The organism is Trinickia terrae (assembly GCF_005144415.1).
Classification (GTDB): domain Bacteria; phylum Pseudomonadota; class Gammaproteobacteria; order Burkholderiales; family Burkholderiaceae; genus Trinickia_A; species Trinickia_A terrae.
On sequence record NZ_SWJE01000013.1, the window covers coordinates 140,204 to 164,532 of the forward strand.

The following is a 24,329-nucleotide window of genomic DNA, read 5'->3' on the forward strand; positions in this document are numbered from 1 at the left end:
TCGCTAAACCGCTCGTCCCATCGACAGCCGCCAGCCCGCGCAATATCCTGTCAATCTTTGCCACAAGAAAGGTGCGCGCAAGGTTCGCGCCCGCAGGTCCCTCCAGGCCCCTATGTCTCACTCCCCTCTCTCGCGCCCGGCCGTTGCGCCGCCGAGCCTCACCCGCCACGCCGCCGACACCGCCCGTCTCGCCGCGCCGCTCGCCATCGCGCAGCTTTCGCAGATGGCGATGGGCGTCACCGATACCATCCTGCTCGGCTCTCTCGGCCCCGACGCGCTCGCCGCCGGCGGCCTTGGCGCGACGCTCTTCTTCGTCGTCGTGACGCTGCTGCAAGGCGTGCTGACCTCGGTCTCCGTCAGCGTCGCCCATGCGCGCGGCGCGAAGGCCGAGCATCGCGTGCCGCACATCTATTGGACGGGCCTCGCGCTCTCGTTCCTCCTCGCCGTGCCCGCGTTCGTGCTGCTCTCGTTCGCGCATCCGATCCTGCTCGCCTTCGGCGAGCCCGCCACGCTGGCGCGCGACGTCGGCGAATACGCGAACATCCTGCGCTGGGCCGCGCTGGGCAGCATGATCGGGATCGGCATGATGCGCTCGTTCCTGCCCGCCATCGGCGCGGCCAAGCGTCTCTTGTGGGTGTCGCTCGCGGGCGTCGTCGTGAACGCGGTGCTCAACTACGGCCTCATTCACGGCGCCTACGGCCTGCCGCGGCTCGGCTTCCTCGGCTCGGCGGTGGCGACCACCTGCACCATCTGGCTCACCGCGATCGCGCTCGTGATCCTGCTGCACGGCCGCGAGCGCTACCGGCGCTTCGTCACCGCGGCGCGCCCGAACGTGCCGCTGATGGGCGAGCTGTTCGGCATCGGCTGGCCCGTCGCGATCACCTACGGCGTCGAGTCGACGCTCTTCCTCGCCACCGGCCTGATGGTCGGCCTGCTCGGGCAGGCGCAGCTCGCCGCGCACCAGATCGCGCTGAACGTCGCGTCGGTGGCGTTCATGGTGCCGCTCGCGATCGGCCAGGCCGCCAACGTGCGCGTCGGCTACTGGGAGGGCGCCGGGCAGCCGCTCGCGGCGCGGCACGCGGGTTTCGTCGCGCTCGGGCTCGGCGTCGCGTTCATGTCGCTGTCGGGCCTCGTGCTGATCGTCGCGCCGCACTGGATCGTCGGGCTCTACCTGCATCTCGACGATCCGTCCGCGGCGCCGACCGTCACGCTCGCGGCGTCGCTGCTCGGCGTGGCCGCCGTGTTCCAGATCGTCGACGGCATGCAGACAGTCGCCGCCGGATGCCTGCGCGGCCTCAAGGACACACGCGTTCCGATGATCGCGGCGGCCTTCGGGTATTGGGGGGTCGGCTTTCCGACCGGCTATACGCTCGCGTTCCACTTCGGCCTCGGCGCGCGCGGCTTGTGGTGGGGGCTCGCGGCCGGGCTCGCGAGCGTCGCGGTGCTGCTGACGCTGCGCTTCCACCGCAAGAGCCTGCATCGACCGGGCGGCGAAGAGGCATAAGCAAAGCATCCTTTCTTGGTTGGCGCGCGGCGCATCGCCGCGTAGGATGAAACCGACTCCTCTGACAGGGTGTTTGGCCCGCGCTGCTAGCGGGCCTTCTTTTTTGCGCGGCGGTTTTGGTCTTCGCTGCGGCCTGCGTCCGGCCGCCTCCGCCCCTCCGCCCCGCCGCCCCAGCGGCCGCACACGCGGCGCTCCGGCAATGCCGGCCCGTACCTGAAATCCTGGACCCTCGACCCCGAAGCCGGTCTCTACCGGAACACGCTGGCGGGTCTATTCTTGTTGTTGCCTGTCATTCGGATCTGTGACGTCTTGCTCGCAGCGCGCCGAATCCCAACCCTCTGTTGATTGGACACTGGAGTCAAAGATGACTGAAGACGTACGCATGGAACGCGACACCTTCGGCGAGATCGCCGTGCCGAACGCGCAGCTATGGGGCGCGCAAACCCAGCGCTCGCTGCAGAACTTCAAGATCTCGACGGAAAAACAGTCGCCCGAGCTGATCAACGCGCTGGCCGTCATCAAGCGCGCGGCGGCCGAGGTGAATCTGGGCTTAAGCGTGCTGCCCGAAGAGAAGGCGCGCGCGATCATGCAGGCCGCCGACGAGATCATCGCCGGCAAGCATCCGGGCGAATTCCCGCTTGCCGTCTGGCAGACGGGCTCCGGCACCCAGACCAACATGAACCTCAACGAGGTGATCGCGAACCGCGCAAGCGAACTGCTCGGCGGCGAGCGCGGCGAGGCGCGCAAGGTCCATCCGAACGACGACGTGAACCGGGGGCAATCGTCGAACGACGTGTTTCCGACGGCGATGCACGTCGCCGCGGCGTACGGCATCGTCAAGCACCTGCTGCCCGCGCTGAAGACGCTGCGCGCGACGCTCGACGCCAAGTCGCGCGCCTTCGCCGAGATCGTGAAGATCGGCCGCACACACCTGCAGGACGCGACGCCGCTCACGCTCGGCCAAGAGTTCTCCGGCTACGTCGCGCAGCTCGACCAGGGCATCCGGCACGTCGAATCGGCGCTGCCGCACCTCTGCGAGCTGGCGCAGGGCGGCACGGCGGTCGGCACGGGGCTCAATGCGCATCCGCAGTTCGCGCACAGCGTCGCGCAGACGATCGGCAAGCTCACGGGCCTGCCGTTCGTGACCGCGCCCAACAAGTTCGAGGTGATGGCGGCCGCCGACGCGCTCGTGTTCGCCCACGGCGCGCTCAAGACCGTCGCGGCAAGCCTCATGAAGATCGCCAACGACATCCGCTGGCTCGCGAGCGGGCCGCGCTGCGGCCTCGGCGAGCTGTCGATTCCGGAAAACGAGCCGGGCAGCTCGATCATGCCGGGCAAGGTCAACCCGACGCAGTCCGAGGCGCTGACGATGCTGTGCTGCCAAGTGTTCGGCAACGACGTCGCGATCAACATCGGCGGCGCGAGCGGCAACTTCGAGCTGAACGTGTTCCGTCCCATGATTGCGCACAACGTGCTGCAATCGATCCGGCTGCTCGCCGACGGCGCGCAGAGCTTCAACGATCATTGCGCGGTCGGCATCGAGCCGAATCGCGAGCGCATCGATACGCTCTTGAACGAATCGCTGATGCTCGTGACGGCGCTCAATCCGCACATCGGCTACGACAAGGCCGCGCAGATCGCGAAGAAGGCGCACAAGGAAGGCACGACGCTGAAGGCGTCGGCGCTGGCGCTCGGCTATGTCACCGAGCAGCAGTTCGACGATTGGGTGCGCCCCCAGGACATGGTGGGAAACGCGCAGCAATAGCGGCGCAAGCGAAAGCAAGCGCGCCGCGGCAGTCATGGACCATCGCGGCGCGCGAATTCAAACCGGCACGAATCAGCGGGCGTGGCCTGAACCACGCCTGCCATCAGATCTTCCCTTTGGCGATTTCGTCAGGCTTCAACTCGACGATCGCGTCGAGCGCCGCCTTCACATCCATCGCGTACTTCGCGACGCGCTTCTGCTCGTCGGTCTCGGGCACGAAGGTCGGCACCGGGATCGGCGTGCCGGTCTCGTCGACGGCGACGAAGACGATCAGGCAATCGGTCGTCAAGCGCAGTTGGCCGCTCTTCGGGTCGCCGGCATGAACCGAGACGTGGATGTGCATGCTGGTGCGCCCCGTCGCGACGACGCGCGCACGCAGCTCGACCAGGTTGCCGACCAGGATCGGCCGGCGAAAGCGGATGTTGCCGACGCTCACCGTCACGCAGTAGCGGCCTGACCAGACGGCTGCGCACGCGTAGGCGGTCTCGTCGATCCACTTCATCAGCGCGCCGCCGTGCACCTTGCCGCCGAAATTGACGGACGTCGGTTCCGCGAGAAAGCGAAAGGTGGTTTCGGAACGGTCCAGTGAAGCGGCGGGCGTGCTCATCGTGACTCCGGTCAGGCAAGGATCGAAAGGAGCCGATTATAAAGGGGCAAAATGTCGCGCGCTCGAGGGCATCAACCCGAATGCGGCGATGCAAAACGCTCGCGGTAATCGAGCGGCAGCACGCCGAAGCAGCGCACGAAAGCGCGCCGCAGATTCTGCTCGCTGCCGAAGCCGCACTCGAGCGCGATGCGCTTGAGCGGCCGCGCCGATTGCGCGAGCGCGCGCGAGGCCGCCTCCAGGCGCAGCGCCGCCACGGTCTTGGCCGGCGTGCGCCCGACTTCGTCGACATAGCGCCGCGCGAAGGTCCGCGGGCTCATCCGCGCCTCTTCGGCGAGCCGCTCCACCGACAGGTCGTCGTGCAGGTTCTCCGTCATCCAGCTGTGAAGCGCGTCGAACGCGCCGCCCGCGGACGCCTGCGCGTTGAGCGCCGCGCTGAATTGCGACTGGCCGCCGGGCCGCTTCATGAACACGACGAGCCGCCGCGCAGCCTGCATCGCGACGTCGTGGCCGAGATCTTCTTCGATCAGCGCGAGCGACAGGTCGATACCCGCCGTGACGCCCGCCGAGGTCCAGACGGCGCGGCCGTCGCGCACGTCGCGGATGAAGATCGGGTCGGCGTCCACCTGCACGGCCGGGAAGCGCCGCGCGAGACGCTCGGCGCTGCGCCAGTGGGTCGTCGCGCGGCGGCCGTCGAGCACGCCCGCCGCCGCAAGGTAGAACGCGCCGGTGCAGACCGAGCAGACGCGCCGGATCCGCGGCGCGCGGCGCGCGATCCAGTCGACGAGCGCCGGTTGCAGCACGAGGCCTTCGTCGGCGGGAACGCCTGGGACGATCAGCGTATCGATCGGCGTCTCGTCGAACGCGTCGAGCCGTTCGGTGACGATCGGCAGCCCGGGGTAGGTCTCGAGCGCGCCGCCGTCGATCGAAGCCACCGTCGTCCGGTACGCGGCCGGCGCGCCGTGCTTGCCCTGGCCGCTCGCGCGCGCGGTCAGCTCGGCGCGCCAGAACGCCTCGAGCGGACCGGCCGCGTCGAGCAGCACGAGATCGGGCGCGACGGCGAAGACGACATGGCGGACTTCATCCGGCGGCACATCAGGCATGGCGAACCCTCGGTGGCGATGGCGGGATCATCCCACGCTCGCGGTTGGCAGTTGCGCCAATGATGCATCAATTTCTGCCAGCGGCGAGATGGTGGCCGGCCCCCCGGACACCGGGCCGGCGCGAGCGTCAACCCCATGCAGACAATACAGCGGGCCACGCTTACACTGGCGCTGGTGTCGCCACGGCGTTGCGGGGAGACAGGCGGCGCCCTCCCGGCATCACTGCAGGTGGAACATGAGCGAGTCACAGCGCGACGAGACAGCCGTCAGCACCCAGCGAGCGCAGCAAGCCCTGCGCGAAAGCGAGGCGCGCTATCGGCAGATCTTCGAGAACGTGTCGGACGCGCTCTATGTGGTCGAGGCGGCCCCTGAGGGGCGCTTTCGCATGCTCGAAGTCAATCCGGCCTGCGAGAGGCTGTTCGGCGCGCCGCGCGAGGCGCTGCTCGGGAGCTTCGTCGACGAAGCGCTGCCGTCGAAGGCGGCGAGCGTGCTCTGCGATGCGTACCGGCGCTGCGCGTCGGCGGCGGCGAAGCGCGACGAGGAGCTCACGCTCGACCTGCCGCGCGGCCAGCTGCATTGCCGCTCGACATTGATGCCGGAGCTCGACGCGTCCGGCAACGTGCTGCGCATCGCGGGCATCGCGCGCGACATCACCGCGCACAAGCACGCCGAGGAGCGGCCGCACGCGAACGAGCAAACCTTTCGCGCCGTGGTCGAGCACTCACCCGACTACATCGCCCGCTACGACCTCGACTATCGCCGCATCTACGCGAACCCGGCGCTGCTCTCGCTGATGGAGTGCAGCGCGGGCGAACTGCTCGGCAAGACTCCGGCCGAGGTGTCGCTTTTCGTCGACCGGGCCCACTACATGGCGTTGCTGCGCCGCGTCGTCGAGACCGGGACCCAGGCCGTCGGGGAGATGCTGCTCAAGGATACGAGCGGCGCCTTTCACTGGGGCCACATGCGCGTCGTTCCGGAGTTCGGGTCCGACGGCAAGGTCGCGAGCATGCTCGCGATCTATCGCGACGTCGACGAGCTCAAGCGCAACGAACAGCTGTTCCGCGCGCTCGCCGAAAATTTTCCCGACTTCATCTGCCGGTTCGACCGCGAGTGCCGCTTCACCTATGTCAATCCGGCCGTCATCCGGGTGATGGGCACTCCGCTCGAGCGCTTCATCGGTAAGCAGCCCAGCGATATGGCATCGCCTGGCGACGTCGACAAGAACAGACTGCTCGAAGCGGCAATCCGGCGCGCGTTTTCCGAGGGCAAGGAGAATTGCCAGGAAGTGACCTGGATCACGCTCGAGGGCGAACGCATATTCGAGGTCCGGCACATTCCGGAGATGACGCCCGAAGGCCGGGTCGTCAGCGTGCTCGGCGTGGCACGCGACATCACGCGGCTGAGAGCGACCGAGCAGGCGCTGCGCGACAGCGAGCGGGCGTTCCGCACGCTCGCGGAAAACGCGCCCGACCCGATCGTCCGCTATGACCGGGCGTGCCTGCGCACCTACGTGAATCCGGAGTTCGAGCGCTTGGCCGGCCTCGACGCGAGCCTGCTGCTCGGCAAGCCGGCGGGCGAAGGGCGCGGTTCGCCGCAAGTCGCGGAGCGGCTCAAGGCGATGCTGCACGAGATCATGCAATCCGGCGTGACGACCAAGTTCGAGCTGGTCTGGGACGACGGCGTCAAGGAGCGCTGCTGGTACATCCAGGCAGTGCCCGAATTCGGCGCCGACGGCGCGATCCAGAGCGTGCTGACGGTGTGGCACGACATCACGGCGCACAAAGAGGCGGAGCGTCGCCTGCGCGAATCGTACGAGATGCTGCGGGAGCTGACTTCGCGCCGGGAAACCGCTCGCGAAGAGGAGCGCACGCGCATCGCCCGCGAATTGCACGACGAGCTCGGACAGCAGCTCACGGGCTTGCGCATGGGGGTGTCGACGCTGCGCATCGTGTTCGCGCGCGACAACCCGGCGCTGGCTGAGCACATTCAGAAGCTCCTCGCGGTCAACGACCGGACCATCGAGGTGCTGCGCGAAGTCGTGACCTCGCTGCGCCCGACGGCGATGGATGCCGGCATCGTCGCGGCGCTCGAGTGGCTGGCCGCGGAGTTTTCGCGCGACGGCGGCGCGCAATGCCGCCTGCTCATACCGGAAGAAGGCATCCCGCTCGACGAGGACCGGGCCATCGCGCTCTTTCGGATCGTTCAGGAGGCGCTGACCAACGTGGCCCGGCACGCTGGCGCCAGCGAAGTGGTGATCGGGCTGCGGCAGGCAGGCGACGATTGCGTGCTGGAAGTGCGCGACGACGGCCGGGGATTCGATCCGGACGCGATCCGCCGGAATTCGTTCGGGCTCGCGGGGATGAAGGAGCGCGTGATGATGCTGGGCGGGAAGATCACGGTCGCCAGCTCGCGCGGCGCGGGCACGGTGATCAATGTGCGCGTGCCCGTGCGGCAGCCGGGGCGGGAGATGGGCCGATGAGGGGCCGATGAGGGGCCGATGAGGGGCCGATGAGGGGCCGATGAGCCCCGCTTGACCGCAGCCCGGCTACTTGTGGAACGTGATGCCCTCGTCGATCGTGCCGTACATCGTGATGCTGCCCGATCCGGCGCCGGACGCCGGGCTGCCGCCTTGCGCGCACGCGCCGCACAGCAGAACGGCCGAGAGCAACAATAACGCCGCCAGAAACGCTTTCATGACCGAGACCTTGTTCGTCGCCTTGCGCGAAGGAAGAAATCGATTCTAGCGCAGCGGGGTATACCGGCTCAGATTCGCGTCCGGCTGGCGGCGCCTGCCGCTTATCGCCGGTCGAATCTCCCCGCCATCGCCCCCAGCGGGGCGCATCCCACATTTCGCGCCAAGCTGAAACATCGAATGCACGACGACGCTAGAGTATCGGCATGAACCACCCTGCCGTAGCCGGCATCGCCAATCCGGAGACCACCATGCCCGCCCCCCTCCCAGACCACGACGAAGGCCATTTTCCCGGCTTGAGCCGCATCGGCGCGCTGCTCGCCGATCCTGGCCGAGCCGCGATGCTCTGGGCGCTGATGGATGGCAGCGCCCGCCCCGCCGGCGAGCTGACGCTGATCGCGGGGCTCTCGCCGTCGGCGGCGAGCGGCCATCTCGCGCGGCTCAGCGAAGGCGGTCTGCTCGCGCTCGAAGTGCGCGGGCGGCATCGCTACTACCGGATCGCGACGCCCGACGTCGCCGCGTCGATCGAGGCGCTCGCCAACCTCGCGCAGGCGAGCGCGTCACAGCGCGCGACGCCGCGCCCCGCCCGCACGGTGCCGCTCGAGATGCGCTACGCGCGCACCTGCTACGACCACATGGCGGGCGAGCTCGCGGTGCGCGTCTTCGAGAAGATGCTCGGCGACGGCTGGCTGGTCCAGGACGGCGACGCGATCGAGGCGACCGAATGCGGCGCCGGCCGGCTCGCGCGCCTGGGCGTCGACATCGGTCGCGAGCGCGGCAAGCGCCGGCGCTTCGCCTGCACCTGCCTAGACTGGAGCGAGCGGCGCGCCCACCTTGGCGGCGCGCTCGGCGCGGCACTGCTCGCGAGCTGGTCGGAGCAAGGCTGGATCGAGCGCGCCGAAAAGCCGCGCGTACTGCGCATCACGCCGGCCGGACATCGCCAGTTCGACGCCATCCTTACCGCCTGAAAGCCCTTGTATTACGGGGCGCTTCGAGCCGAATTACGCATTTGGGGACTGGACAATCTTTGTTACAGAAGGCGACAGGAGACTTACAAAACAGAGCGCTTTGAAATATGGGCAAAGGCTAGAGTGAAGTCACGGAATCCCGTAGCATCCACCCGTCTCGGAAACCGGACCATCATGAAAACGCCAATAACCACATCGCCTCGATTGACCCTCCGTCGCCTGACGGGTTACGTGCTGCTCGCCACCGCGCCGTTCGCGCTCGCCTCGCACGCGGCGTTCGCCCAGACCGAGCCACCGCAGGACATGCCGCCGCAAACCGCGCCGGCCACCCAGAGCGTCGATCCGCCGAGCCGCGTCGCGCGCCTGAACTACATGGCGGGCGCCGTGACGACCGAACCCGCCGGCGCGACCGACTGGTCCTACGCCACGCTCAACCGGCCGCTCACCACGGGCGACCAGCTCTGGAACGACACCAACGCGCGCTCGGAGCTGCACATCGGCTCGACGGCGGTGCGCCTGTCCAACTCGACGAGCCTCGACATCCTCAACCTCGACGACACCAGCGCGCAACTCAAGGTCGCGCAAGGCACGCTGTCGACGCACGTGCGCCAATTGCAGCCCGGTTCCTCGTATGAGATCGATACGCCGAACGTCGCAGTCGGCGTGACCGGCCCCGGCGACTATCGCGTCGACGTCGCGCCCGACGGCAGCTCGACGACGGTGACGGTCCGCGACGGCTCGGTCACCGTGTACGGCGACGGCGGCCAGATCCCGATGCAGGGCGGCCAGCAGGTCACGTTCGCCGGCACCAATCTGCAGCAAGTGGCGAACAACGACGTGCCGCCGCCCGACGCGTTCGATCAATGGGCCGAAAACCGCAACGCCGCCGAAAACCGCTCGATTTCCGCACGCTACGTGTCGCGCGACATTCCCGGCTACCAAGACCTCGACGCGAACGGCACCTGGAACAACGATCCTCAGTACGGCGCGGTCTGGGTGCCGAACTCGGTGCCCGCAGGCTGGGCGCCGTATCACGAAGGCCACTGGGTCTGGCAGGCGCCGTGGGGCTGGACCTGGGTCGACGACGCGCCGTGGGGCTTCGCGCCCTATCACTACGGCCGCTGGGCGTACGTCGGCGACCGCTGGGGCTGGGTGCCGGGGCCGGTCGTCGTCAGCGAGCCGCCCGTCTATGCGCCGGCGCTCGTCGCGTTCGTCGGCGGCGGGGGCGGCGGCGTGGACTGGAGCGTCAGCCTCACGATCGGCGGCGCGGCAGCAGCGGGTTGCGCGTGGTTCCCGCTCGGCCCGGGCGAAGTCTGGCACCCGAGCTGGGGCGGCTGGAGCCCGCGCTACTACGAGCGCGTGAACCAGACGGTGATCGTCAACAACAACGTGAACGTCACCAACATCACGAACATCAACAACATCCACAACACGTACGTCAACTACCGCGTGCCGGGCGCGGTGACGGCGGTGCCTGCGACGGCGTTCGTGCACGGTCAGCCGGTCATGCGCTTCGCCCAGAAGGTCGATCCGCAGCAATTGCGCAACGCGCGGATCAGCGCGGGCGCGCCGGGCATCGCACCGGTCAGCCAGAGCTTCGGATCGGGGCTGCGCCAGGCGAACTATCGCCCGCCGGAAACCGCGATGGCGCGTCAGATCGTCGCGACGCGCAACCCGGTCGTGCCGGCGGCGTTCCACGACCACCTCGCACAGCGCTTCGCGCAAGGCGGCGGCCAGGTGCCGGGCGCCGGCGCCCCGGTCGTGCGCACCGCGCCGCCGGCGGGCTTCGCCGGTCAACAGGCGCATGGCGCGCCGGGAGCGCCTGGCGCGGCGCCGGCGCGCGACGTGCGGCTCGTCAACATGCATTCGCCGGTCGTGGCGCCGATGCATGGTCCGGCGCAGGCGAGCGAGCGTCCGGCGCCGGGCATGCCGAACGCCCAGCGTCCGGAACTCGGACAAGCCGCGCCGCATTCGCCGATGGCCGTCGAGCACGGCCAGCCGGGCAACGCTGCGCCGAACGCGCCGCGCCCCGAACTCGGCCAAGCCTTGCCGCACACGCCGATGGCCGTCGAGCACGGCCAGCCGGGCAACGCTGCGCCGAACGCGCCGCGCCCCGAACTCGGCCAGGCCTTGCCGCACACGCCGATGGCGGTCGAGCACGGCCAGCCGGGCAACAACGGCGTGCCGCGCCCGCCGCAGCAACAAATGATGGGGAACGTGAACGGCGCGCCGCACGAAGGTCCCCACGTGCCGGGCGCACAGGAGCCGCACGCGCCGATGGCGCAGCAGCGCGGCGAGCCTGGCGCCATGCCGGGTCGCGAGGCGCAGCAGCAGGTGCCGCATCCGGGTGCGCAGGCGCCGCAGGGCGGCGTGCCTCGTCAGGAAGCGCGCGCGCCGCAGGGCGGCGAGCCGCGGCCGCAGTTCCAGCAGCAACAGCGTGTGGAACAGCCGCAACCGCCGCGTCCGGAGGTCCAGCAGCACGCCGAGCAGCAGCCGCAGGCTCGCCCGGAACCGCGTCCGCAACCGCAACTGCAGCCTCAACCGCAGGCGCATGCCGAGCCGCGTCCGCAGCCCCAGCCTCAACCGCAGGTACATGCCGAGCCGCGTCCGCAACCCCAACCTCAACCGCAAGTGCATGCCGAGCCGCGTCCGCAGCCCCAGCCTCAACCGCAAGTGCATGCCGAGCCGCGTCCGCAGCCCCAGCCTCAACCGCAGGTACACGCCGAGCCGCGTCCGCAGCCCCAGCCGCAGGCGCACGCCGAACCGCGCCCGCAGCCCCAGCCGCATCCGGAGCAGCACGCCGCCGGCGGTCGCGACGAGCACAAGCAACAGTGACCCGCGCGTTGTAAACAGCAAAAAGCCCGCGGCACCGTCCGCGGGCTTTTTGCATCTTGCTGCCGCTACATCGCGGCTTATTCCAAGCCGATCGCCGGCATCACACCGCCATCGGCGCCGTCAACGGTTCATGGTGCCGGTAGCCGACCAGCGAAAAATCCGCCGGCTCGACCTTCTCGAGCCACTCGGGCTCGTAGACGCCCGTCTCGGCGTAGCTCGGCACACGCTCCGAAATCGCGAGCTTCGGGCTTTCGTACGGCTCGCGCTCGAGCTGGCGCCTGAGCATGTCGAGCTGGTTTTCATAGATATGCGCGTCGCCGATGAAATAGCTGAACCAGCGCGGCGCATAGCCCGTCAAGCGTCCGACGAGCGACAGCAGCGCCGCGCCTTCGGTCAGGTTGAACGGCGTGCCCAGGCCGACGTCGTTGCTGCGGATGTACAGGCACAGCGAAATCTCGCGGCGCGCGGCGTTCGGCAGGAACTGGTAGAGCAGATGACACGCCGGCAGCGCGATCTGGTCGAGCAGCGCGGGATTCCAGCCGTGAAACAAAATGCGCCGGTCGCCCGGGTTCTGCATGATCGTGTCGAGACATTGGCGCAACTGGTCGACGGCCTTGTAGAGCAGCACCTTGCCCTGCCCGTCCTCGTCGAACTGCGTGACGATGCGATAGCCGCGCGCGGTCGCGTCGGCGATCTGCGCGGCGGCATCCGCGTTCAGCAGCTTGTAGGCCGGCCACCGGCGCCATTGCACGCCGTAGACGTCGCCAAGGTCGTCGGGGCCTTCGCGATAGGGATTGGCCAGCCACTGCGGATTGTCGTTCGCGTTCGCGTCCCATACTTTGCAGCCGAGATCGCGGAAATCGGCGGCGCTGCGCGATGCGCGCAGGAAGCCGATCATCTCGCCGATCGCCGACTTGAACGCGAGCTTCTTCGTCGTGACAGCCGGAAAGCCCTGCTGCAGATCGAAGCGCATCATCGCGCCGGGGATGCTGATCGTGCGGATGCCGGTGCGGTTTTCCTGCCAGGTGCCGGTGTCGAGAATCGTGCGGACGAGGTCCAGGTACTGTTTCATTCGGGGTTTCCTTCGGCGCGGCGCGCGAGGCCGCGCAGGCGGTCCGCGGCGCGAGGCGGCCACGGCTTTTTTAGCGATAGCCCCGATTCTAACAAGCGGCGCGGCAACGCTCACCGCACGCGAGCGGGTGAACAGCGCCGCACGCGCCGCATCGACACGTCACCGAAGCCTCATCGGCCCGACACCGATTCCTCCTCCATATGCCGCATCCCGTGCGCGCACAGCAGGCGATACAGCGTCACGCGCGAGATGCCGAGCTCCTGGGCGGCGTCGCCCAGGCGTCCGCGATGGCGCAGGAGCGCCAGCTCGATCGCCTGCCGCTCGGCCGCCTCGCGCGCCTGCGCGAGCGACACCGGCACGATCTCCACATACTCGGACAACTCGAGGTCGTGCGCCGTGATCGAGCGTCCCTCCGACATCACGATCGCGCGCCGCACGCGATTGATCAGCTCGCGCACGTTGCCGGGCCAGCCGTAGTTGTGGAGCGCGGCGATCGCGTCGGGCGAGAAGCCGCGCAAGCGCCGGCTCGCGTCCTTCTTGAAGCGCTCGAGCATGTGCCGCGCAAGCAGCTCGATGTCCTTGCCGCGCGCGCGCAGCGGCGGCTCGTCGATCTGCAGCACGCACAGGCGGTGATAGAGGTCCGCGCGAAAACGCCCTTCGAGCATCGCCTGATGCATGTCGACGTGCGTCGCCGAGATGATGCGCACGTCCACCGGCACCGACGCATGCCCGCCGAGCCGCTCGATCTTGCCTTCCTGCAGGAAGCGCAACAGGCTCGCCTGGCTTTCGAGCGGCAGGTCGCCGATCTCGTCGAGAAAAAGCGTGCCGCCGTTGGCCGCCTCGACGCGGCCGATCTTGCGCTGGTTCGCGCCCGTGAACGCGCCGCGCTCGTAGCCGAACAGCTCCGATTGCAGCAAGTGAGGAGGAATCGCGCCGCAGTTGATCGCGACGAACGGTGCGGCGCGCCGCGACGAGCGCTCGTGGATCGCGACCGCCGTCAGCTCCTTGCCGGTGCCCGATTCACCCGAGATGAACACGGGCGCATCGGTCAACGCGACTTTGCGGATCGAGCGGAACAGCGCCATCATCGCGTCGCACGAGCCGACCATCTCGCCTTCGCCGACACGCGCCGCATCGTTCGACGCCGGAGCCTCGTCGAGCGACACCATCCCATATGCGTGCCCCACCGAATCGACGATGCGATCCTCGGCGTACGGCATGGTCACGTAATCGAAACAGTAGTCGCGTATCAAGCGCCGCACCGCGGCGTCCTGCAGTTGGCCGGGCGAAGTGGTCGCGACCCAGCCGACGTTGGGCATCGTCAGGCACGACTCGAACGCGACGATTTCGTGCTGCTGAAAGCGGCTCGAAAGATCCAGCAGGCCTCCTGCCGCCATGTCGCTGCGCACAGCGCGACGCACATCGCGCGCGCTGCCGGCGACATCCACATGCCAGCCGCGCTGGTGGAACTCCAAATTCAGCCGTGCGCTGGGGTCCCGAGTCACATAAATCAGTTGCCGCATTGCGGATTCCATTCTTCAGATCCTCTCGTCGACAAACGCCAAGGATGACGACGCGCTCGAATCACCTGGCGCGAGCCCGCTGAAACTCCTCGGTATTCGTATATGAATACGAATACCGAACGGCCTTTCCATTCCATTCCGTGTGGAAAGCGGATCCCCGTAAGCGGCGTGTGTAACGCTGATGACCATCGAAATGGTCTTATTTAGAAGGCTGAAGCTGTTTTGAGAGCTTACTATACCGCCGAGTCCACGAACACAATTATGCGAAGAAATTATTCGAAAAGGCCCTGCCCATAAGCGTCTCCGCTATAAATCCATCATTCTTCATACAACTAATAAATGCATTTTTCCCCGAAATCCCGGAACGGCTCGAAGTGATTTTGTAAGCACTCGCCAATATGAAATTGCAGTGCAATTTGTCCCCGTTTCAGCGCTGAAACACTTTCCCTGATTTTCCTGCATTCCGCATTGCGGCATTTTTCGGGCCGTCAATTGCGGCAACGGTTTGCGGCCGATGGCATGGCTCTCGCTAAATATCCGGCACACCGGAGACAACGCCATGTCCATCGTTTCCTTCCTTTCTCTGCGTAAGCGTCTCGCCCTGGCAAGACTCCTCGCCGCGCTCGTCCCGTTTGCGTTGCCGCTCGCGGCCGGCGCACAGGAAGCCGCCGATGCGAGTTCGGTGCAGGCCGCGAGCCTCGCCGTCGCGAGCGCCTGGCCGATGCTGGCGCCTCTGCCGCACAGCCTGGCCGCGACGCCCGCAGTGCTGGAGTTCGACGCCGCACCGGCCATGACCGAAGACGGCGACGCGCTCGAAGCCGGCGCCGACAACGGCAGCGCCGTGCCGCTCGACACGCCGCAGCTCGACGACCAAGTGCTGTCGCGGCAGCGCGGCGGACGAGTCGGCATGGTGATGATCGCCGCGACGCCGCAGCTGATGCACGGCGCCAACGCCGTAACGCTGTGGGACGAAATCGCCCCGCCCGCCCCGCTGCCCGTTCCCGTCGACCAGGGACGCTCCGCGCAAGGCAACGTCGCGAGCTACACGCGCAAGTAGGCGCGGCAACGAGCAGCAACAAGCAAGGAACGGAAAGTAACCAGACGAACTCGCGGGACCGATTTTTCAACAGCAACAAGAAACCGACACGTTCGGCCGTTGCGGGGGAATACGACATGACCGCCTCACGCTTTCCCAAGCGCGCGCCTCGTGCACTCGCGCTTGTCACCACGCTCGTCACCGCACTCGCCGGCGCGGCACAGAGCGCCGACGCCCAGCAAAGCGGCAATCCCGGCGACATCATCGTCGAGCGCACTGTCACGCCGCGCGACGCGTTTGCTCCGGTGCCGAGAAACCAGGACCCGGTCGCGGTCAGGGCCACGACGTTCCCGGCCACGACCTTCAATCCGATGATGGCCTCGGTCGTCTCCGATCTCGACCTGACCAACGCGCACGGCTCGAACGGCGTGTCGGCCGGCAACCTGAACGGCAGCGAAGCCGGCCTGCAGGGGATCACCAAGCTCTTGTCCGGCTCGGCGACGGGCAGCAATGTCGCGGTGGGCGCCAATGCGCTGCCGCAGCCGAGCGTGGGCGTGGGTGGACAGATTTCGATGTCGGTGACGGGCGCGCTCGCGCCGCTCGGCGCCGCGCTGGGAGCGTTGAAATGAAAGCACCGCTCACCACCGAGCGCCGCCGGCTCGCCAACTGCGCGCTGACCTGCCTTGCGGGCGTTGCCGCCCTCACCTTCGCCGCGCCCCATCACGCCCTCGCGCAAGCCGCCGTGGTCACCGGCGACGCGTCGATTGCGCCGGGCGCGCTGAACGGCGCAAACGGCGCGCTCACGGTCAACGAGACCGCCGGCCTGAACAACGCGCAAAGCAATCAACTGGCGATCGTCAGCGGCACGCCCAACGGCGGCGTCTACAACGGCGGCTCGCAAAGCGCGAGCGCGGCGGCGCGCGTGACAAGCGCGCACGCAAGCATAGAAGGCAACGCATTTTCGAATACGTCCGGAGCGGTGATGGTGAACCAGTCTGCGGGCGCAGCAAATCTCCAGCGCAACAGCGTCGGCCTTGGCGCTGCAGTGTCAGGGATGGAGACCGTCTCGGACAGCGAGCTGTCCGCGACGGCCCCCAAGCAAGGAGGTCTGGGGCCACGAGCGGGAGCCCACGACGCACGCGAGGCGATCATCAGCAACGACGCCTTCAAGAACGTCAACGGAGTCGCGCAAATCAACCAGACGGCCGGCGCCGGTAATGCCACGGCAAATAGTTTTGTGCTCCGTCCCCCGGCGGGCACTTTTTTTTAACTTAGTCGTATCGGAGCGTCATCATGAAGCGCACTCTTATTGCAGCAGCAGTCCTCGCGATCGCCACGAGCAGCGCGTTTGCGCATGACCGTGACAAAGACTCGTTCATCTTCAACTACACCGCGGTCGGCGAAAGGGTCGGCATCGAAGGCTGGGTCGCGCTGTTCGGCTGCGTGAACGTGTCGAGCACCGCGGGCGCCGTGATCCAGAACAACCAGAGCGTCTGGGCCAATGTCGACCTCGACCCGCTGTCGGGCTCCTACACGAAGGGTTCGGTCACGACCACGTTCGACGTCAGCCATTCCTCGGTCAGCGGCAGCGGCTCCAAGTCCAGCACGGAATGGAGCAACAGCTTCTACGCATCGAAGGAAGCCTCGGGCTATTCGAAGTCGTCGTCCTACTCCTATTCGGAAAAGAGCAAGGAAGCCTCGGGCGGCGGGTACAACTACAGCGAGCAGAACGCGTCGATCGGCGGCTGGTTCAGCAAGGAGAAGGAAAGCTCGGGCGCGCACATTTCGGCGGGCGGCAAGGCGGGCGGCGTCGTGACGACCTTCTCCGACAACGATCCGGGCCATACCGTCAATGGCTTCCATGCGCAAGGCGGCTTCTCGGCCGGCTACAAGGCATCGAGCTATGAGAACGAGTCGGGCATCCATGGCAAGTTCAACGCCGCGGAAGGCTCTGGCGAGCGCAACAGCTGGAGCTACGAGAACGAGTCGGGCTCGGGCAGCCAATCGTACTCCGAGAAGTCGTCGGGCTATGAAGTCGAATCCATGAAGTCGCGTGAGAGCGAAGGCAAGTCCTGGAGCTTCAGCAAGAACATCGATGAGTCGAGCGTCTCCGTCTCCGGCAGTGTCACGACCTACATCGACACGCGCGACCCGACCACGCTGACGGCAACCACGGGCGATAACGCGGGCAGCGGCATATCGGGCAACCTCGGCCTCAACATCACGGAAGGCGTCGACAACGCGCAAAGCAACGACGTGTCGCTCGCCGCAGTCGATGTCGGCGATGTGTTCGGCAACGCGCAGATCTTCAGCAATCAGAGCACCGGTGGCAAAGCACATGTGGATAAATACGTGTTCAACGCGTCGATCGGCGACAACTCGCTCGGTCAAGTGTCCGGCAACGTTGGCGTGAACGTGGCTTCGGGTGTCGGCAACGCGCAGAACAACAGCCTTGCCGCGTCGACCTCGATGGTGTCGCCGGGTAGCGCTTCGGCCGTCGCGATGGTCGCCACCGACGACAACGACCAGAAGGCCGGCATGGACTTCTCCGGCTCGATGGGCGGCACGGCCAGGCTCGGCGCCAGCTCGCTGCAAGGCGCGCAAGGCAACATCGGCATCAACATCGCCGGCGGCGCGGGCAACGTCCAGCACAACGGGCTTGCCATCGCTTCGACGAGCATGAGCCACTGAGCCAGTCGATCGGCACCGCGTCAGCGGTAGCGCAGCTGTGACCTAAGCGGTCGGGAGTTCGCGCCGGCCTTCGTTACGAGGGCCGGCGCACAGAAGACAGCGTTGCATGGGACCAGAGTATGGAGACCAGCATGTCCGGGCTTGACCGGTTCTCGGCATGGCGGCTCGCTGTGGGGATGGCTTGCAGCTTGATGTGTGCGGCAAGCCACTCACAGTCGACCATCGATACGACTAATCTTGCAGGCGTGCCTCTCACGAAAACGGTGCGCTCGATGCGAGACATCCGCTATGGCCACATCGTCAGCCAGCAGTTCGACTACAGCTGCGGTGCGGCCGCCCTGGCGACGCTCCTCAAGTACGGCTACGGCATCGATATTCCGGAAACCGAACTGATTCACCGCATGATGGCGTTCTCCACGCCCGAAGTCGTCGTGAAGAACGGCTTCTCGATGCTCGACATGAAGAAGTTCGTCGAGACGATCGGGCTGCGCGGACGCGGCTTCCGGGTCAACGCCGATGCGCTGTATCACCTGCAGATTCCCGTCATGGTGCTGATGGACATCAACGGCTACGAGCACTTCGTCATCGTCAAGCATGCCGAGGAAGGCCGCATCTTCATCGCCGACCCGGCGCTCGGCAATCGCGTCGTATTGGAAGAGGACTTCGTGAAGACCTGGAACGGACTCGTCTTCGCGGTCCTCGGCAAACCGTTCAGGGAGGATTCCCCGCTGTTGCAGGACAACGTGTCGCTGGCCCTGAAGCTGCGCGAAAGCGCACTGGCGACCAGCTCGGCCGCGACGCCTTTCGTCGATTACGGATTGTCCAAGGCAGACTGGTTCTGAACCACCATGAAGCACCCATTTTCGCCTCTCGGCCTCGCGCTTTGCCTCTCGGCGTGCAGCGTCGCAAGCGGTGTGTCGGCATCGGAGAACACCGCGATGGCGTCGCCCGGATTCCTGTCGACCGGAGCTGCATCGCAAGCCGTCAAATGGCAGGCGGTCGACGACGACGTGCTCGCCAGCCAGACCGGCAAATACGCCGGCTCATCCATGATTTCCGGGTTCGTCCTGAACCTGCTTTCTCAATGGCATTTGCCAGACGGCGCGACGGCAGTCGCGCAAGGTTCGCTTGCCGTGACCGCCAACGCCGACGACCAGATGTCGGCGCAAGTGCGCACGTCGGCGCACGTGCATGACCGTACGAACGCCGGCTCGAACGGCGCCAACCCGCATGCGATCGCGACCGGCGGCCAGAACATCTCGGTCAACGGCGTCTCGCAAGTGACTCAAGTGGCAGGCAACGGCAACGTCGGCTCGAACTCGACGACCATCGATTTCAGTAACGCATCGATTCCGTCGATACCGGGCGGCGCGAACTCGCCTAGCGCCAACGCCAGCAACGCATCCGGCAGCATCAAGGCCAGCATCGCGTTCGACAGCGGCGGCGTGACGGTTGCGCTAAAGACGCCGGCCGGCCTCGCCGCACAGAGCGTCGCCCCCAACAACACACAACAAGCCGGGGCGGTCGCGCAGTTGCTGCAGATCGCGGGCAACAACCAGGCCGTCAGCAATGCGCTGCAACTGCACCTGCAGACCCAGCAGATGTCGGGCAACCTGCTGCGGCAACTCGGCGTGATGCAGGCACTGCAGAACCGCTCGATGCCGGGGAGATGACCACGCTCGGCGGGCCGCAACCCGCCAATGGCACTAAGGACCGGGCAGCAGGAAGGACCGATGGCAGGACCGGGTAGTACGGCAACAAAAAGTCAATGGCGGCGGCGCGCACGAGAGGAGACCTGACGGCGAGCCGCCGGCCCACCGGGGGGAACACAATGACCAAGATGTCAGCAAGGCGCGCGCCGTCAAGCGCGCTGGCGGCAATACCAGCAGCGGTGCTGCTGTTCGCGCTCTCGCAGGGCGCGCACGCGCAGGCACTCGGCAATCAATCGCTGGAGGACAGGCTCGACACGCTGATGCGCGTCGTCGACGAGCAGCAGCGGCAGATCCAGGTGCTCGAGCGCCAGGTGACCAATCTGGAGATGTCACAGCGCGGACGCGGATTGACTGGCGGCGCGGCCGACGAAAACGCCGCAGTCGCCGCGCCTCCCGGCGAGGACGGCTTGCCGGCGCCGCTGCCGCCGCTCGCGCAAATCGCGCAGGTCGCACCCGGCGCACCCGGGCCGAGCGGCGGCACCAGCACGGCGACCGGCGTGCAAGCCAACCCGCCCGTGCCGCAATCGGGCGGCAGCGCGGCGGCGGCTCCCTCCGACGGCACCATCGGCACCACGCAGAAGGCCGCGGAGCCGCAGCGCACCGAGGCGGAAAACGCCGTCGTGCAGCGCGAGCATGCACCGCTCTTCGATCACAAGCTCACGGTGGACTGGGGGATCAGCGACACCTACTACGACCGCCGCCAATTGCAGCTGTCGGGCTTCCTCGCGCTCGATGCGATCTTCCTCGGCAACATCAACCTCGGCGAGACGAAGTCGCACCAGCTGATGGCCGATGTCGACACGCGCTACGGCCTGACCGACCGCTTGAGCGTCGACGTCGACGTGCCCTATGTCTACCGGCACAGCAACTTCATCGTCGGCGGCGCGGGCGGCGCGGCGAGCCAGTTGTCCGACGCGTCCGCGACATCGAGCAACCTCGGCGACGTCAACTTCGGGATCTACTACCAGTTCCTGAAAGAGACCAACAACCTGCCCGACGTGGTCGGCAGCCTGCGCGTGAAGGCGCCGACGGGCACGTCGCCGTTCGGCATCAAGCTCGAGCAGGTCGACCCGAACAACACGAGCCTCGTCGCGCCCTCCAAGCTGCCCACGGGCACCGGCTTCTGGAACATCACGGCGGGCGTATCGCTGCTGAAGACCTACGATCCGGTCGTGCTGTTCGGCAGTCTCTCGTACACGTACAACGTCGCGCGCTCGTTCTCCGACATCTCGGCGGTGCAAGGCCAGGTCGAGCCCGCGAAGGTGAAGCTGGGCGACATCATCCAGTGGGGCAGCGGCGTCGCCATCGCGTTCTCCGACAAGGACTCGGCCAGCATCTCCTACACCATGGCGATCGAGCCCGAGAGCGAGACGCAGGCGCCCGGGCAAGGATGGCAGAAGGTGCCGGGCAGCGAGACCGTCGCCTCGGCCCTGAATTTCGGCTTGAACCATGTGGTCAACAAGCACCTGACCATCGAAGGATCGGTGTCGATCGGCCTCACGCCCGACGCGCCGAACTTCGTGGTCGGCGTGCGGTTTCCCTACACTTTTTGATGTCTGACGACAACGGGGTCATCGTGCGTGAATCACCACATTTGACATCGGCAGCGCCGTTCGCGGGGGCACCTTCCCACCTGTCGATCGCGCATCCCAAGGAAGTCCGGAACGTGAATGGGCAAGCCGAACGAGCACTGATCTACGTGGCGCGCGTGCCCGACGATGCGCTGCTCGAGCATCTGCGCTCGCGCGGCTGGCACGTGTCGGTGGCCCGCTCGGCCGCCGATGCCGCCCGCGCCATCCGGCCGGATGCGCCGTATGCGGGGATCGTCGACGTCACGCGCATGACCACGCGCGAGCTGACGTGCCTCGAAGGGAGCCTGCGCCAGCAGCAGGTCGGCTGGATCGCGCTCGCGGACCCCGGGCAGCTCGAAGACGGCGAGGTGCGCCGCATCATCCGTCACTACTGCTTCGACTTCGTGAAGCTGCCGGCTGCGAGCCCGACGATCGACTATCTCGTCGGCCACGCGTACGGCATGGTGACGCTCTGCGACCTCGACTTCGTCGCCGGCGTGGCGAGCGCCGGCGACGACGAGATGGTCGGCACCTGCGACGCGATGCAGCAGCTCTTTCGCACGATCCGCAAGGTCGCGAACACCGACGCGACCGTCTTCATCTCCGGCGAGTCGGGCACGGGCAAGGAGCTGACCGCGGTCGCGATCCACGAGCGCTCGCCGCGGCGCAAGGCGCCGTTCGTCGCGATCAACTGCGGCGCGATCCCGCACCATCTCTTGCAATCGGAGCTGTTCGGCTACGAGCGCGGCGCGTTCACCGGCGCGAACCAGCGCAAGATCGGCCGCGTCGAGGCGGCCAACGGCGGCACGCTCTTTCTCGACGAGATCGGCGACCTGCCGCTCGAAAGCCAGGCGAGCCTGTTGCGCTTCCTGCAGGAAGGCAAGATCGAGCGGCTCGGCGGCCACGAATCGATTCCGGTGGACGTGCGCGTGATCTCGGCGACGCACGTCGACCTCGACGCCGCGATGCGCGACGGACGCTTTCGCGCGGACCTGTTCCATCGCCTGTGCGTGCTGCGCGTCGACGAGCCGCCGCTGCGCGCGCGCGGCAAGGACATCGAAATCCTCGCGCACCACATCCTGCACAAGTTCAAGACCGACAGCTCGCGCAAGATCCGCGGCTTCGCGCCATCGGCGATCGAGGCGCTGCACAACTACGGCTGGCCCGGCAACGTGCGCGAGCTGATCAACCGTGTGCGGCGCGCGATCGTGATGGCGGAAAGCAAGCTGATCTCGGCCGAAGACCTCGACCTCGAGCAGTACAGCGGGCAGGAAGCGATGACGCTCGCGCAGGCGCGCGAGGCCGCCGAGAAGCGCGCGATCGAATCGGCGCTCTTGCGGCACCGGCACCGGCTCAACGAGGCGGCGCAGGACCTCGGGATCTCGCGGGTCACGCTGTACCGGCTGATGGGCGCGCACGGGCTGCGCGACGCGACGGCCTCGGAAGACAAACCGCCCGCCGCGGGCGACGGGGATGGCGACGCCCACAAGTGACGCAAATCGGTGCGAAGGCGGGCGCGGCCGGGCGAGCGCCGGGCGCGCTCATCGGCTCGGGTAGAATCGTCAGGATTACGGCTCCCTATTTTCTCGATGACGACACTGACCCTGATCGTCGCTCGCGCCAGCAACGGCGTGATCGGCCGCGACAACCAGCTGCCCTGGCACTTGCCTGAAGACCTCAGGCACTTCAAGCGCACGACGATGGGCGCGCCCATCATCATGGGACGCAAGACGCACGAATCGATCGGCCGGCCGCTGCCGGGACGGCGCAACGTCGTCGTGACGCGCGATGCGGCGCGGCGCTTCAACGGCTGCGATACGGTCACCGATCTGCGCGCGGCGCTGGCGCTCGCGGCCGAGGACCAGGCGCCCGAGGCGTTCCTGATCGGCGGCGCGCAGCTCTACGCCGAAGGCGCGGCGCTGGCGGACAAGATGATCATCACCGAGATCCTCGAAGACTTCGACGGCGACGCGACGTTTCCGTCGCCGGACCCTGACGAATGGGAAGAGGTGTCGCGCGAGGCGCATCACGCGCACGCGCCGAATAACTTCGATTACGCGTTCGTGGTTTATCGGCGCAAGCGCCGCAGCTATTGAACGTCAGGCGGCAAAGACGGCTTGCCAACCGGTCGTTTCACCCGCCGCATCAAATTCACCATCAATCCAATTTTACGCAACAATCACTTCCGCTCGCCGACGCGAATTAAATCGGCGAGCTTTATCTTTACTTCGATAAATTACCTGCTATATTTCGACTCGTCCGCAACCAGCACTACGCGCTTACAAACCTCGCCAAATAGCCGCAACCTCAACGATACAAACACGTCTTTTCACATTTCAATTTACCATCAAGCATTTCATTTCGGCTTTTCATCCGAAGAGATTTTAACGAGCATTTACTTATCGATTGGACGCTCGAAGCCGGGAGAATTGATTCGCTTTGCGTCATGAACGAGCACGGCGCGGCTGACGGAGAATCCTTGGTTGTCACATCCGCAGTTGCGCCGCCTAATGCCGAGACCGAAATCAGCTTAATGCCTCAGCCTTACTCAGGAGTCGATCATGCTGATGAGCACCCTATGCATGCGGATTGTAAAGGCCACTGCTGCAGTGTTATGCGTCCCGTTGCTTTTGCTTGGCCTCGCAAGCCTCACGACGCCGGCACTCGCACAAATTACGCTAAATCCCGTGGTATGCAACGGAACGGATTTAGCAACCTATTCCCCACCGCTGATCAATACCGAGCAATCGGAGCAAATTCAAGTATCGGAACAATATTCAAAGTGCGAGGTACTGGATGGCTCCGGCATTACCGGCGCCTCCGCCAATTACTCGGTAACACGGAATCTCGCTTGCACGGACGTTACCGGCGGCCCGGGAATGCATGTGATTCAGTGGTCGGACGGCGAGACCAGTGCGTACAGTTACACCGTTTCGGATAATTTCGCAGCGGGCAACGCCGTCATTTTATTCAGCGGAACGATCACGGCGGGGCGTTACCTCGGTCAAACGGCCATCACCACTTTCGTTATCAGCAGCGGACTAAGCCAGGCGAATGCCCTCAGTGCCTGTGCCGGCCCCGGCATCAATCAGCTCAGGGGCACAGCAACGCTTGTGATCGCGCCAAAATTGTAGTGTCCTGCGGCACGCTCTTAGGACGGGTCCGGCATAAGAAGTGCGTCCGCCAACTACTCCGTCACGCGGACAATTTCCTGCACCGACCTGCTTGCCGGAGGCCCCGGTCAAATCACGTA

General features: G+C 66.6%; 20 protein-coding genes. 15 read left to right on the top strand and 5 right to left on the bottom strand.

What is annotated here, in order from left to right:
* Positions 1 to 112: 112 nt before the first annotated feature.
* Both FAZ69_RS23130 and fumC read left to right on the top strand, forming a co-directional pair.
* Positions 113 to 1,504 (top strand): MATE family efflux transporter, encoded by a 1,392-nt coding sequence (locus FAZ69_RS23130; RefSeq protein ID WP_136897419.1) that lies wholly within the window; start codon positions 113 to 115, stop codon positions 1,502 to 1,504.
* Between the two features lie 364 nt (positions 1,505 to 1,868).
* Positions 1,869 to 3,269 (top strand): class II fumarate hydratase, encoded by a 1,401-nt coding sequence (gene fumC / locus FAZ69_RS23135; protein ID WP_136897420.1) that lies wholly within the window; start codon positions 1,869 to 1,871, stop codon positions 3,267 to 3,269.
* A 103-nt stretch (positions 3,270 to 3,372) separates the two neighbouring features.
* Here fumC and FAZ69_RS23140 read toward each other — a convergent pair whose 3' ends face one another.
* The gene (locus FAZ69_RS23140; RefSeq protein WP_136897421.1) at positions 3,373 to 3,876 is read right to left on the bottom strand and encodes an acyl-CoA thioesterase; all 504 of its coding nucleotides are present in this window, start codon (positions 3,874 to 3,876) and stop codon (positions 3,373 to 3,375) included.
* 71 nt (positions 3,877 to 3,947) lie between these two features.
* Positions 3,948 to 4,976 carry a GlxA family transcriptional regulator gene (locus FAZ69_RS23145; protein ID WP_136897422.1) on the bottom strand — a complete coding sequence of 343 codons (1,029 nt, stop codon included), beginning with the start codon at positions 4,974 to 4,976 and terminating at the stop codon, positions 3,948 to 3,950.
* Between the two features lie 235 nt (positions 4,977 to 5,211).
* Here FAZ69_RS23145 and FAZ69_RS23150 point away from each other — a divergent pair, with 235 nt between their 5' ends.
* Positions 5,212 to 7,455: a PAS domain-containing sensor histidine kinase gene (locus tag FAZ69_RS23150; protein ID WP_169708736.1), complete on the top strand. Its 2,244-nt coding sequence runs from the start codon at positions 5,212 to 5,214 to the stop codon at positions 7,453 to 7,455.
* Positions 7,456 to 7,521: 66 nt separating this feature from the next.
* Here FAZ69_RS23150 and FAZ69_RS33380 read toward each other — a convergent pair whose 3' ends face one another.
* Positions 7,522 to 7,671 carry a hypothetical protein gene (locus tag FAZ69_RS33380; RefSeq protein ID WP_169708737.1) on the bottom strand — a complete coding sequence of 50 codons (150 nt, stop codon included), beginning with the start codon at positions 7,669 to 7,671 and terminating at the stop codon, positions 7,522 to 7,524.
* Positions 7,672 to 7,919: 248 nt separating this feature from the next.
* Here FAZ69_RS33380 and FAZ69_RS23155 point away from each other — a divergent pair, with 248 nt between their 5' ends.
* Positions 7,920 to 8,636, top strand: coding sequence for an ArsR/SmtB family transcription factor (locus tag FAZ69_RS23155; protein ID WP_136897465.1), 717 nt, complete (start codon positions 7,920 to 7,922; stop codon positions 8,634 to 8,636).
* Positions 8,637 to 8,810: 174 nt separating this feature from the next.
* The gene (locus FAZ69_RS23160) at positions 8,811 to 11,471 is read left to right on the top strand and encodes a DUF6600 domain-containing protein (RefSeq protein ID WP_136897424.1); all 2,661 of its coding nucleotides are present in this window, start codon (positions 8,811 to 8,813) and stop codon (positions 11,469 to 11,471) included.
* A gap of 100 nt (positions 11,472 to 11,571) precedes the next feature.
* On the opposite strand, the gene FAZ69_RS23165 is transcribed toward FAZ69_RS23160, so the two are convergent.
* The gene (locus FAZ69_RS23165) at positions 11,572 to 12,543 is read right to left on the bottom strand and encodes a thymidylate synthase (RefSeq protein WP_136897425.1); all 972 of its coding nucleotides are present in this window, start codon (positions 12,541 to 12,543) and stop codon (positions 11,572 to 11,574) included.
* A 170-nt stretch (positions 12,544 to 12,713) separates the two neighbouring features.
* Complete coding sequence (locus FAZ69_RS23170) at positions 12,714 to 14,078, bottom strand: sigma-54 dependent transcriptional regulator (protein ID WP_136897426.1); 1,365 nt, start codon at positions 14,076 to 14,078, stop codon at positions 12,714 to 12,716.
* Between the two features lie 547 nt (positions 14,079 to 14,625).
* On the opposite strand from FAZ69_RS23170, the gene FAZ69_RS34035 reads away from it, so the two are divergent.
* The 10 genes from FAZ69_RS34035 to FAZ69_RS23220 all read left to right on the top strand — a co-directional run bounded on the left by FAZ69_RS34035 (position 14,626) and on the right by FAZ69_RS23220 (position 24,210).
* A complete protein-coding gene (locus tag FAZ69_RS34035; protein WP_240702428.1) occupies positions 14,626 to 15,123 on the top strand; it encodes a hypothetical protein in 498 nt (165 codons plus the stop codon).
* Between the two features lie 116 nt (positions 15,124 to 15,239).
* Positions 15,240 to 15,731, top strand: coding sequence for a FapA family amyloid fibril periplasmic chaperone (locus FAZ69_RS23180; protein WP_136897427.1), 492 nt, complete (start codon positions 15,240 to 15,242; stop codon positions 15,729 to 15,731).
* Positions 15,728 to 16,372 carry a FapB/FapC family functional amyloid domain-containing protein gene (locus FAZ69_RS23185; protein ID WP_136897428.1) on the top strand — a complete coding sequence of 215 codons (645 nt, stop codon included), beginning with the start codon at positions 15,728 to 15,730 and terminating at the stop codon, positions 16,370 to 16,372. The genes FAZ69_RS23180 and FAZ69_RS23185 overlap by 4 nt, the downstream gene beginning before the upstream one ends.
* Before the next feature lie 23 nt (positions 16,373 to 16,395).
* Positions 16,396 to 17,793, top strand: a complete 1,398-nt coding sequence (locus tag FAZ69_RS23190; protein ID WP_136897429.1) for a FapB/FapC family functional amyloid domain-containing protein — start codon at positions 16,396 to 16,398, stop codon at positions 17,791 to 17,793.
* A gap of 131 nt (positions 17,794 to 17,924) precedes the next feature.
* Positions 17,925 to 18,635 carry a C39 family peptidase gene (locus tag FAZ69_RS23195; protein ID WP_136897430.1) on the top strand — a complete coding sequence of 237 codons (711 nt, stop codon included), beginning with the start codon at positions 17,925 to 17,927 and terminating at the stop codon, positions 18,633 to 18,635.
* 6 nt (positions 18,636 to 18,641) lie between these two features.
* Complete coding sequence (locus tag FAZ69_RS23200) at positions 18,642 to 19,466, top strand: peptidase C39 (RefSeq protein WP_136897431.1); 825 nt, start codon at positions 18,642 to 18,644, stop codon at positions 19,464 to 19,466.
* Positions 19,467 to 19,633: 167 nt separating this feature from the next.
* Positions 19,634 to 21,058: a hypothetical protein gene (locus FAZ69_RS23205; protein WP_439654791.1), complete on the top strand. Its 1,425-nt coding sequence runs from the start codon at positions 19,634 to 19,636 to the stop codon at positions 21,056 to 21,058.
* Positions 21,058 to 22,569: a sigma-54 dependent transcriptional regulator gene (locus FAZ69_RS23210; protein ID WP_136897433.1), complete on the top strand. Its 1,512-nt coding sequence runs from the start codon at positions 21,058 to 21,060 to the stop codon at positions 22,567 to 22,569. The genes FAZ69_RS23205 and FAZ69_RS23210 overlap by 1 nt, the downstream gene beginning before the upstream one ends.
* Before the next feature lie 96 nt (positions 22,570 to 22,665).
* Positions 22,666 to 23,172, top strand: coding sequence for a dihydrofolate reductase (locus FAZ69_RS23215; RefSeq protein WP_136897434.1), 507 nt, complete (start codon positions 22,666 to 22,668; stop codon positions 23,170 to 23,172).
* Positions 23,173 to 23,637: 465 nt separating this feature from the next.
* Entirely contained in the window at positions 23,638 to 24,210 is a 573-nt protein-coding gene (locus FAZ69_RS23220) for a hypothetical protein (protein ID WP_136897435.1), read from the top strand.
* Positions 24,211 to 24,329: the final 119 nt, after the last annotated feature.